We start from the raw sequence: 11,056 nt of genomic DNA, 5'->3' as shown, positions 1-11,056 counted from the left end.
TCGCTGGCCATGATGAAGTCCGCAGACAAGGTCCCAAACACATCATCGAGCTTTGAAGCTCAATGCTCCCAGGGGCTTTCCTCGTCTCCGGTTCGACCGGCTCGATCATCACATTTCAGCACCTCTCCGCCATCTCGGACGTAATGATACGCCCGAAATCTCACTTAAGCCGTGACGGCTTTCATATACCGCTGTTCTCGTATCAACAGCGCCCAGATGATCCTCGCTGTTTTGTTTGCAAGTGCGACCGTTACGACGCGTGCCGGCTTTCGATCCATCAGGCTCACAGCCCAATCGTGACTGGCGCTGCTCCCATTTTTGGCGAAACGAATTATTGCGGTTGCACCGACAACCAATAGCTTTCGAATGTATCCGTCACCCTGCTTACTGATGCCGCTTGTGCGTTCCTTTCCGCCGGAGCTGTGCGGTCTTGGTGTCAATCCCAACCAGGAAGCGAAGCGCCGTCCGGAAGAAAAGTTCTTGATGTCCGCCACGGCCGCGGTGATCGCACTCGCCGTTATGGGCCCTACGCCCGGTATTGAGAGAAGGCGCCTTGCTGCGGCGTCAGATCTCACAGCGTCGACGATCTTCTTTTCGATCTTTACGACTTCGGCGCCTAAGCGCCGCAGCTGATCGATTATCGCCCATAGGATTGTCCGAGCCACTTCAGGCAATGTGCTCTGCATCTCGTGGAAATGTTCGACAAGCTTGGGCACGTTCTTTGCTCCGCCAGCTCCGATAATGCCGAATTCGCTTAAGTGCCCACGCAATGAATTGATCAGCATCGTCCTCTGGCGGACAAGAAGCTCGCGAACCTTGTGCATCATCAGTACAGACTGTTGCTCGGCAGACTTGGCAGCAACAAAACGCATTGTTGGTCGTGTCACGGCCTCGCAGATCGCCTCTGCATCGGCGGCATCGGTTTTGCCCCTTTTGACATACGGCTTCACGTAGCCAGCCGGCATAAGCCTGACAGTATGGCCGAGTTTTTCGATTTCCCGCGCCCAGTAATGTGAGCTGCCGCACGCTTCGATGCCAACAAGGCAAGGCTGGATGCTGCTGAAAAACCGTAGCACCTCAGCTCGCCGAAGTTGCCGCCGAACCAAAACGTTTCCGGCATCATCGACACCATGCACCTGAAAAACATTCTTCGCCAGATCAAGGCCAATCGTCGCGATCGTTTTCATCAACTGCTCCTCCAGTTTTCTACCCGCACGCCACTATGGCACAGCGGTTGGAGCAGGAGCCGTCCATCTCAACACATCAACCTTACCGGCATCTACACTTGGGATGCCGAACATCAGATGCCGAACGGATTTCGATCGCTTCGTATGCCAGCCGGGCTGCGGCGGGTCGCATAAGTTCTCAATCTGTTCGCCCTTAGCGTACGATTTCGGACTGCTCTTGTTCTGGCCCCTTTATCGAGGATCCACGACACCGCCCAAGCGTCTGCCTCGTGCTCCTGTTGATGCATCAGCGCGGTATATGCATGATGCCCGAGTACAAGATGCCCGCATTCATGCAAGACTATGAAGCTTGCCGCTGCGAGGAACAGATTGTTGGTCAGGCCATCTTGGGACGAGGGATCGGCCGCTGAATCTGGCTCTAAATGAGGATGTTCCCAAGAAAATTCTTCATTTCGTATAAGCGCCAGGGCGGCATTTTTCAGTTCGATTGCAACAGAGTCCGGACCGCCCGATGTGATGACGACCTGCGAAAGGTTCATTTCGGCGGCCGTCTGCGTAAGGACGGATAGGACACGTACGGAGGCGGCTACAGCCCAAAGGCTCAGCAACGCGGCGTAAGTGCCCTCAATCTCCTTGGTAGTCGGAAATGCCTCGAAGTTTGCCGGCCCATCAACAATCTCGAGGACCCATGTCTCTCCTCCCATTTTCGCCAACAGCTCATGGACGCGCTCCGGCGCAATTCTAAATGGGCTTTCCCGGAGTGACGGGATAAAACCACGCATCAGTCGTTCAGCATCGGTCATTCATAAAAGCTCCGGTTGTCGACGCTGATATTGAGATCATCAGCCCGAATTGCCATGAGCCGAGCGACGGCGCACGTAACGGTCACGACGTAGGGGTAGGAATCATCCTGCCGGAACCCGATTTCGTTTCTGACGTCTGAATTAGACCCGTATTGCAGCTCGACCTCAACCTCGCCTTCAACACGATAGCTAATGTCCTGCGAATCCAACTTGGTTACGCTCACATTGTCTATGTTGTGTCCATCGACGGTCGTATGCGTCGAAAGCTCATCAAGTTCATCGATCGTCTCCGAGATGAGTTTCTCGAAGACGGCTTCTTGCATCGCGTCAGCTACGGCATGGGTGATAGCCTCTCGGCTTTCATTTGCGGCTTGGAGCAATTGGTCGAGGCCGCGCAAGACGTCCTGGATCATCACGCGAATCTCCCATCCTTTGGAGAGGATGGTATCGGCGCGAACATGTGTGGCCCTGTTGAGTCCATCCATTACTTCGATCAGGGGCGTTGTGAACTCGCGCACATCTATGCCGAGAGTGTCGCTGACGAAATCGTCCGGCAACCCGGCCTTTACGATGTAACTTGCGCGCTGATGGCGAGTGACGGTTTTGGTATCCTTGGCCTGCACGAACCAAACGCAGGCTCGAACGTCCTCATCAGGAGCGAGGCTGTGCAGCACATGGCCGATCGCTTCCCGCAGGCCGCTTGCCGCGAAGTTTCCTCGCAGAGGGTTATCCCGATCTCGAGCGACGCGGAAGCAGCCTTCGAGTACGGTCTCGAAGAATTTGTCCTTCGGCATTCGTCCCTGGAGTGCGCGACGCATCTTCTTGAGTTGGCTCCAGCGTGGAGGATTGTTGTTCATCAATTTCCTCTGTGTCCGAAAGTGAGTGTGGCCGGAGCTTCCGCTCCGCCGCAGGCGTTGAATGCGGAGCTTGAATGTCAGAAAAAGATGCACTATTTTCTGACATATGAAAAGCACTTCGACATCGGTACCAGACAAGATTATGAAACGCGCCCGCGCTGGCGGGCGCGGCGGCGTTTTCACGCCTAGCGATTTCCTGGGCATTGCTGGACGCGCCGCAGTCGATCAGGCGCTGTCCCGACTGGTCAAGGGTGGTAAACTCCGGCGCCTCGCGCGAGGCCTTTATGATTTCCCGAAGGTCCATCCGCAGCTTGGGCTGCTTTCGCCAGCTCCGGACGATATCGCCCAGGCGCTGGCACGGGAGACCGGTTCTCAGTTGCAGATTGCTGGCGCCCGTGCGGCGAACGCACTTGGGCTTACCACGCAGGTGCCGGCGAAGACCACCTATCTGACCGACGGTCCCTCCCGCAAGGTCGTCCTGGGAAAGCGCGTCGTCGATCTGCGACATGCCTCGCCCAAGCATTTGATCGCTCCTGGCAGTGCGGCTGGCACGGTCGTGCAAGCGCTTCGCCATGTGGGAGCGATGCGTGCCGGCGACGTTGCGCAGGTCGCAGTGCGCCGCCTGTCAGCCAACGACAAGAAGATGCTTGCGTCCTCTGCGGTTCGGGCCCCAGCCTGGATGAGGCCGACACTCGTATCGATCGCCAACGCGTCAGGTGAGATCGATGGATAGGGTGGCTCTCCTTCCGGCTGATGATCGAGCCGCCCTGTTTGGCGAAACAGGCGCCCTTCGAGGAGTTGACAACACGATCGTCGAAAAGGACTTCTGGGTCTGCTGGACTTTGAAGCGTCTTTTCGGCCTGCAGAAACAAGATGCAGCCACCCTCGTTTTCAAGGGTGGTACATCCCTTTCCAAGGCATTCGGCGCCATCCGCCGCTTTTCCGAGGACATCGACCTTTCGTTCGATCGAGCGGAGCTCGGCTACACCGGCGACCGCGATCCGGAAAAGGAAGGCATCAGCAAGAAACAAGCGAACAAACTGATTGAAGCCTTGGTGAGTGACGTCGAGCGGCATATTGCCGAGAAGCTTCTTCCGGCGCTCAGGTCCGCGATCGTCGAGCAATTGGGCGAGCCGAGCGAAGGCAAGTGGTCGCTGGAAATAGATGCCAACGACGCGCAGACAGTGAACTTCCACTATCCGCCTGCGCTTGCGAGCTCTGAATATGAAAGCATGGCCTACATCACGCCGCGGGTGAAGCTTGAGCTCGGTGCGCGCGGCGATCCATGGCCGACCGAGCAGAAGTTTATTCATCCCTACGCGGCGGAGGATTTTCCGGATTTCTTCAAAGATCCGGAATGCACCGTGACTGTTCTCTCCGCGCAACGGACCTTCTGGGAAAAGGCGACCGCGCTGCACGCCGAGGCGCACCGTCCCGCCGAGACCGCAACGCCGCAGTATTTCTCCCGCCACTATTATGATCTCGCGATGCTCCTCGACACCGAGGAAGGAAAAGCCGCGGCCGGCGATTTCGACCTTCTAGTAACAGTGGCAAAGCACAAGGCGACCTTCTTCCGGTCCAGTTGGGCCAGCTACGATACAGCGAGGCCTGGTACTTTGAGACTGATGCCGAGCGAGTCCCGTATCAAAGATTTGCGCGCTGACTATCGCGCCATGGCACCCATGATGTTTGATGAAAAGCCGCTGTCTTTCGACGACATTCTTGCCAAAATCAAAAAACTCCAAGAAACAATTAACAGCTGATCTAACGCTGCATTCCGGGGGAGCCCATTAGTTCGATACGGTCCATCGATCTGCGCCTGGTGGATGATCTCGTTGACTTTGTCCGGGGGCAGGGCTTCGTGCTGGACTTTTCTGACAAAAGCTTTTCCGAGTTCTTCGCCTCAGAGCTTAAGGTCAACATCGATGACCCCAAGTATGCCGTGAACGGAGGGTCGAAAGGAAAACGCCTCCGCTACTTCCTGCAGCACTGCGATGACGCCACCGCTGTTCGTACCCTTGCGGCCCTTTGGGAGCATCGTTCAGAATATCTCGCGCGCACCGCCGGCAAAGACCCGGTCGTCAATGCTGAAACCCGCTACCTGGGTCTGATCAATCGACTTTCGGGTAATCACGCTCCGCCACCAGCTGCGCCGAGTGCTGCGGCCACCGCCGCCGACCGGAACAAGATTGCCAAGGCCAAGTCGGATCTCCTGCAGATCACGGCGCTCGCGCCACAGGCGCGGGGCTATGCCTTCGAGGGTTTCCTCAAGGATCTGTTCAACGCTTTCGGATTAGCCGCCCAGGAACCTTTTCGCCTGCGTGGCGAGCAGATCGACGGCAGCTTCCAGCTCGGCAATGAAATCTATCTCGTCGAAGCGAAATGGCAGGGTCAACCGATTGGCGTCGCCGAGCTGCACACGTTTCACGGCAAGATCGAGCAGAAGGCGGCGTGGACTCGAGGCCTATTTGTCAGCAACAGCACATTTACCGAAGATGGTCTTGTCGCCTTCGGACGAGGCAAGCGCGTCATCTGCATGGATGGTCTCGATCTCTATGAGATGCTGGATCGCGAGCTCCCGCTCACTCAGGTTCTCGAACGCAAGGTTCGCCGCGCCGCCGAGACCGGCTCCCCGTTCGTCCGTGTTCGCGATCTTTTTCCAGGTTGACCGGCGGGGAGGGCGCGAATGGTACAGTTCAACGATTGGTGCGATTCTGCCGATGGTGAGGTAGGACCGCATTTTCGCAGAGTGATAACAGGCAGGGCGGCCGATCTCGGCACGGGAATACAAGCAACAGCGACCGTTGTTCCCCGCCATTACGCTTCTGAAGAACACGTCGCCCGAGCCCTCCGCCGACTAGGAAAGCCTGCTGCTGCGGCTCTGATCGAGGGCAAGCTTCCGACGACCAAAGCCATTCGCTCGGGCGATCTTGGTGAAATCTACGCAACCGAGTGGATCGACGCTCATAGCGGCGGCTACCACGCGCCGATCAAAAGATTGCGTTGGAAAGACCATCGTAACATGGCAATGCGTGGTGAGGATGTCATCGCGCTACTCCTGGATGCGGACACACAGCAGTTGCGGTTCCTGAAAACCGAGGCCAAGAGCCGGGCAACCCTCACCGCGCAGGTGGTCGCGCAAGCGCGCGAGAATCTGAACAAGGACAGTGGGCTACCTTCGGGCCACGCTCTCTCGTTCATTTCAGCCCGTCTCCTCGAACTCGGCAACGAGCCCTTGGCCGATGCGATCGACGACGCGCTTCTGAAACATGGAATTCCGCCCGCCAGCGTGAAGCACCTTCTTTTCACCTTCTCCGGAAACTCGCCGGAGGCCATGCTGACCGCCTCGCTGCAAGCCTACCCCGGTGAGTTTCACCAATGGGGGATCGGACTTCGCGTCGACGGCCATGCCGCCTTTATCGGCGCCGTCTATGATCAGGTGATCGTCAATGCCAACAACGCCTGAAGCGATTATCGCCGACATTAATGAAGCCGCAACCGCGGGATTTCGTGGCCGCCTGATCGCCCGCGGCCAGGCGAGAGCAATCATCTGGCGCGATGGTGTGTTGCCTCCCGATGCACCGGCCTTCGCTCCCCAACTGAGTTATGACCTTCATTCCTATGGTTACGCACTTCTCGGTCTCGGTCTTCGCCTGCGTGAACTCGGCGGGGACGCCGCACAAGCGCGCATCGCCTTCGAACAGGCGGCGACCGCCCTTGAGGCGGTTATAGGAAAGGGGAATCCCGACGAGATCGATCGCGACTTCCATTTTGTCATGGCGGCAGCGAGCTATCATCTTGCGCATCTTTCCGCCCGCGCCTATTCCCTGCTCGCGATCGTTGGTGCAGACGAAAATTTCTCATTGATCGAACGGGTGCTCGCGCAGTTGATGCAAAGGGACTTGAGCGCTCTTCGAACCGTCGTCTTCGACTACAGGGCTGCCGGCGATGGCAGCGATGCTCGGATTGCGGCCGCGATTCAGGCCGGACTTGATCAGGCGGAGGCCGCAGCAGACCTGGATGACGGCGGCAACGAATTCATCTTCGATGGTCTGGATACCGCACTGACCGACGGTTTTCTTGCAGCGATGTCCCTGTTCCTCCTCGCACTGGAGCGGGGCGAACGGCCATTGCTCGATCAGGCGCTGGAACGGCTCCGAATGAGCCTCTCGGTCTGCAGCGAACTGAATCTGCTACCGCAATGGTGGGCTCATCGCATTGCGATCCATCTCCTGTCGGACCTGTGGTCAAGCACCTTCCATGAGCGAGTGCCACTGCAGCCGGCGGGGGGTGAAGCAGCCGACTGGCCGCGTCTTCGAGAGCTGTTCATCGCGTTACTTCAACGGCGCCACAAATCGGAAATCGACCTTTGGCCGTCGCAGATCGAAGCCGCGGCGCGCGCCGTCGACCAGTCTGACGACCTGGTGGTTTCGCTACCTACAAGTGCTGGCAAGACGCGCGTCGCTGAGCTGTGCATCCTACGATGCCTTGCCGGCGGCAAGCGCGTGGTCTTTGTCACGCCTTTGCGTGCCCTGTCGGCTCAGACGGAAACGACCCTGCAGAGAAGCTTCGGCCCGCTCGGCAAGACGATTTCTGCGCTTTACGGCAGCATCGGGGTGAGCGGATTCGATGAGGACGCAATCCGGGAGCGGGACATCGTGGTGGCAACACCCGAGAAGCTTGACTTCGCGCTACGTAACGATCCCTCACTTCTCGATGACGTCGGCCTGCTAGTTTTCGATGAAGGGCACATGATCGGTCTCAACGAGCGCGAGGTTCGCTATGAAGTCCAGATCCAGCGGCTCTTACGACGTCCGGATGCACACCAGCGTCGGATTGTGTGCCTGTCAGCTATCTTACCTGATGGGGATCAGCTCGACGACTTCGCAGCCTGGCTTCGACGCGATCACCCCGGCGGACTGATTAAAAATGACTGGCGCCCGACCCGATTGCGGTTTGGCGAAGTGGTATGGACCTCGCCCAATGCCCGATTGAACATGCGCGTCGGCGACGAGCGCCCATGGGTGGCACGCTTCCTCACGGGTGCCGAGCCCCCGAGGTGGGTCCCACCAAAACGTCGCCGAACCCGTCTTTTCCCTGACAACCAACGCGAGCTCTGCCTGGCGACTGCATGGCGGCTGGCGGACGATGGACAGACTGTCTTGATCTTCTGCCCGGAGCGGCGGAGTGTTGAGCCGTTCGCAGACGTGATCGTCGATCTTCATGAGCGTGGAGCGTTGCGTTCCCTGCTTGAAGCCGATCCAGCGGTGCTCAACACCGCGATTGCGCTCGGAGAGGAGTGGCTGGGCCCGAACAGCGCGATTCTCAAGTGCCTTCGCCTGGGCGTCGCGCTGCATCACGGCGCCCTGCCGACAGCCTACCGCAAAGAGGTGGAACGGCTGCTTCGAGACAATGTGCTCAAGGTGACCATCTCCTCGCCGACCTTGGCGCAGGGGCTCAACCTATCAGCAACCGCGGTCGTGATGCACTCGCTTCACCGCAGTGGGGAGATGATTGAGATTTCCGAATTCAAGAACGTCATCGGTCGCGCCGGCCGAGCCTATGTCGATGTCGAAGGCATTGTGCTCTTCCCTATGTTCGACGATATCGTGAAGAAGCGGCGCAACTGGGAGAAGCTCATCAACGATCTCGGTGCCCGAAACATGGAAAGCGGTCTCGCGCTTTTGGTTTGGACGCTCTTGTCTCGGATGCACGCGCGTATCGGCGGCGATTTCAATCAGCTCGTGGACTATGTACTCAACAATGCGGCGGCCTGGGCCTTCCCGGAGATCGCCAATGAGAAACCGGAGGATCGGGAACGTGCGCTTGCGGACTGGGAGCGGCATGTCGCCACCCTCGACACGGCGATCCTCAGCCTGATCGGCGAAAATGACGTTCCTGACGAAAGCATCGAAGCGGCGTTGGATGACATCCTCCAGTCGTCCCTCTGGCACAGGCGCATCCTGCGCCAGAATGAACAGGTCCAGCAGGTTCTGAAGGCGGGCCTTCTGTCCAGAGGCCGACTTATTTGGAGCCAATCGACGGCGGCGCGCCGACGCGGTTATTTCCTTGCAGGCGTTGGACTGACGACCGGGCATGCTTTGGATGCGATAGCGGCAGAGGCCAACCTGCTACTGATTCAGGCCAATGGTGGGATCCTCGAAGGTGACGCAGAGGCCGCAATTGCAGCGATCACGGCGCTTGCTGAGCGGGTTTTCGCATTCTTTCCTTTCACGCCCGACCCCATGCCGGCAAACTGGCGAGATATCCTGCGGGCATGGCTTTTGGGTCAGCCGCTAGCCGGCGTGGCGGCGGGTCAGGAATCCGAAACGCTTCAATTCATCGAGGGCGGTCTGGTTTATCGCCTACCATGGGCCATGGAGGCGGTCCGCGTGCGCGCGGCCGCGAATGGTGACACGGTTGGCGTCTTTGATGCTCTTCTCGAAGACCATGAGTTGGGTCTCGCTGTTCCTGCTGTCGAAACCGGCACGCTAAATCGCTCCGCATCGATCCTCATCCAGGCCGGCTTCAATTCAAGGCTTGCCGCCATCAAGGCGGTGGTCGACACGGGCGCCGCCTTCCACACCGGCCAGGAGCTTCGGCAATGGCTAAGTTCGGAAGCCGTCTCGGCTTGGAGTGCGCAGCCCGATTGGCCGACGCCAGAGACCAAGGCAATGTGGACGGAGTTCGTGCAGAGTTTTACGCCGCCTGAAAACCGCACCTGGGCTGATCGAAGATATTGGGCAAACGTCACATGGCTCGGCGCGCCGCCAGCACCGGGCACCCCCGTGCAGGTTCACCATTGGGGAGGTCAGCCTCGGGTGTTCGCCGCCGACGGTGCAGTGCTCGGCAATTTGCAGGCAGCGCTTAACCCGGGGAGAGCGGGCCTGTTGCGCGCTCAGGTTGCTCAAGACGTCGGTCGGATCGACATCACCTATCTGGGACCGGCCGATCTGTCCGGTGCGTGAGGCCCTGTCGGACGGCGATATCTTATTTCGCGCAAAGCGCTCACCGCGCCTTATTGGTCAAATGACTCGAATCACCTACGTTGAACGCATGGCTTCTCCGGCCATGCCGTCCACAGAGGCGAAGCCTCAGGGCAGGAACGACTGCATCAACCCGCAAGAACCTCTTTCCAAGGTGCACGGGCCGAGTGGACACGCCATAGATTGCACCGCCGGAGTGGTTCCATGCGAATTCACGTTTCCGACCTTGATCGGTCAAAACAGGCCGCCAAATATCTTGTACGTGCCGCGACCAATCTACAGCTCTCCTATGTGCATGAGAGCGCTCGCACGTGTGCTGGGCTACCGCGATTGGCACGATCTTTCCTGCAGCTGCGATCATCATCGACAAACACAGCCCGGCGACGTGGGTTTCGATGATGCGCTGCATATCATTCTCTCGATAGCCTATGCTCTCGGTCTTCCTTATGCCGAGGTTCAGTACGCCGTGTCCAAGGCACGTCTTTTGCGTGAAACACCTCTGTCGCTTGACGAGCAGATGACCTTGCAAACCTCGATCTGGCGGCGACGTCTTTTTGGTCGCCCGGGGCGGGGGGAAGGCGGGGACTGTCGTGAAAGACAAGGCTTATGGTACCAACACGCCGGCGTATCTTCGCCGCGCTGGCCGACCGACTTATCTGCATTTCGACACGGGTCTTGGCGAACGCGCGGATTTTGAGGTCGTGACCCCGCGCACCGCCCTTTCTGATTTCGTCCCGTCCCGCCTGTGGCTCCCCTATGGAGTCTGGAAACTGAAGGACGGGTCTGAAGTCATTTTTTCCCGCGACTATTTTCCGATGTGGGGAATTTCCGAGGATCGAGTTCAGCGGCTCGCCCCCTGGCTTTGGATCAATGGCATCGTCGACCAAAGCCATTTTTGGAAGGCGGGAGGCGGCAACTGGACGAGCAGTTCAGTACGAGAAATGGCAATCTCCCAACTTGCTGCTTACCGCATCTTCGAACTTCCCAGGCTGATCGATGTAATGCCGCAACTTTTTGAAGCCGATGTCGACTCGATCGAAGATGGTGTCAGAAGGCTTTATGCCGCGGGACGTCGGGACACCGCCCTCCCATCCTATGCCGAATTGAACACGCGCGTTCTTGGCTAAGTCTACGGGCCACAATGTTTGGGAGAATACCAGCTTCAGATTGGATTGACGACGCAACCACCAGACGAATCTGCTATGTCAAAAGCAAATCGGGCG

8 protein-coding genes and 1 pseudogene are annotated in these 11,056 nt (G+C 58.4%); 6 read left to right on the top strand and 3 right to left on the bottom strand.

Annotated features, from left to right (window positions below; translation table 11 throughout):
- Positions 1 to 164: 164 nt before the first annotated feature.
- From IG197_RS32545 to IG197_RS32535, 3 genes and pseudogenes are all read right to left on the bottom strand, one after another.
- Complete coding sequence (locus tag IG197_RS32545; protein WP_192321175.1) at positions 165 to 1,187, bottom strand: IS110 family transposase; 1,023 nt, start codon at positions 1,185 to 1,187, stop codon at positions 165 to 167.
- A gap of 242 nt (positions 1,188 to 1,429) precedes the next feature.
- Positions 1,430 to 1,891, bottom strand: a pseudogene (locus IG197_RS32540) (phage exclusion protein Lit family protein); the annotation flags it as partial.
- Positions 1,892 to 1,986: 95 nt separating this feature from the next.
- Positions 1,987 to 2,847 (bottom strand): hypothetical protein, encoded by an 861-nt coding sequence (locus tag IG197_RS32535; protein ID WP_192321171.1) that lies wholly within the window; start codon positions 2,845 to 2,847, stop codon positions 1,987 to 1,989.
- A 142-nt stretch (positions 2,848 to 2,989) separates the two neighbouring features.
- Between IG197_RS32535 and IG197_RS32530 the strand changes: the two genes are divergently transcribed.
- From IG197_RS32530 to IG197_RS36430, 6 genes are all read left to right on the top strand, one after another.
- Entirely contained in the window at positions 2,990 to 3,580 is a 591-nt protein-coding gene (locus IG197_RS32530; RefSeq protein WP_192321169.1) for a DUF6088 family protein, read from the top strand.
- Positions 3,573 to 4,610, top strand: coding sequence for a nucleotidyl transferase AbiEii/AbiGii toxin family protein (locus IG197_RS32525; RefSeq protein ID WP_192321167.1), 1,038 nt, complete (start codon positions 3,573 to 3,575; stop codon positions 4,608 to 4,610). Before IG197_RS32530 ends, IG197_RS32525 begins: the two co-directional genes overlap by 8 nt.
- Before the next feature lie 59 nt (positions 4,611 to 4,669).
- Positions 4,670 to 5,515, top strand: a complete 846-nt coding sequence (locus IG197_RS32520) for a restriction endonuclease (protein ID WP_246765508.1) — start codon at positions 4,670 to 4,672, stop codon at positions 5,513 to 5,515.
- Between the two features lie 18 nt (positions 5,516 to 5,533).
- Positions 5,534 to 6,313: a Hachiman antiphage defense system protein HamA gene (locus IG197_RS32515; RefSeq protein ID WP_192321166.1), complete on the top strand. Its 780-nt coding sequence runs from the start codon at positions 5,534 to 5,536 to the stop codon at positions 6,311 to 6,313.
- On the top strand, positions 6,297 to 9,815 hold the full coding sequence (locus IG197_RS32510; protein WP_192321164.1) for a DEAD/DEAH box helicase: 3,519 nt from the start codon (positions 6,297 to 6,299) through the stop codon (positions 9,813 to 9,815). Before IG197_RS32515 ends, IG197_RS32510 begins: the two co-directional genes overlap by 17 nt.
- Positions 9,816 to 10,423: 608 nt before the next feature.
- Positions 10,424 to 10,960, top strand: a complete 537-nt coding sequence (locus IG197_RS36430) for a hypothetical protein (protein WP_246765507.1) — start codon at positions 10,424 to 10,426, stop codon at positions 10,958 to 10,960.
- The last annotated feature ends 96 nt before the right edge of the window (positions 10,961 to 11,056 follow it).

The sequence above is a fragment of the Aminobacter sp. SR38 genome, from assembly GCF_014843375.1.
Taxonomy (GTDB): Bacteria; Pseudomonadota; Alphaproteobacteria; order Rhizobiales; family Rhizobiaceae; genus Aminobacter; species Aminobacter ciceronei.
Note: the sequence above shows the minus strand (reverse complement) of the source record. Positions and strands in the feature narration are given on the sequence as shown.

Coding starts and splice junctions, on each gene's coding strand:
- IG197_RS32545 (WP_192321175.1), bottom strand. CDS start 1,187: ATGAAAACGATCGCGACGATTGGCCTTGATCTGGCGAAGAATGTTTTT.
- IG197_RS32535 (WP_192321171.1), bottom strand. CDS start 2,847: ATGAACAACAATCCTCCACGCTGGAGCCAACTCAAGAAGATGCGTCGC.
- IG197_RS32530 (WP_192321169.1), top strand. CDS start 2,990: ATGAAACGCGCCCGCGCTGGCGGGCGCGGCGGCGTTTTCACGCCTAGC.
- IG197_RS32525 (WP_192321167.1), top strand. CDS start 3,573: ATGGATAGGGTGGCTCTCCTTCCGGCTGATGATCGAGCCGCCCTGTTT.
- IG197_RS32515 (WP_192321166.1), top strand. CDS start 5,534: ATGGTACAGTTCAACGATTGGTGCGATTCTGCCGATGGTGAGGTAGGA.
- IG197_RS32510 (WP_192321164.1), top strand. CDS start 6,297: ATGCCAACAACGCCTGAAGCGATTATCGCCGACATTAATGAAGCCGCA.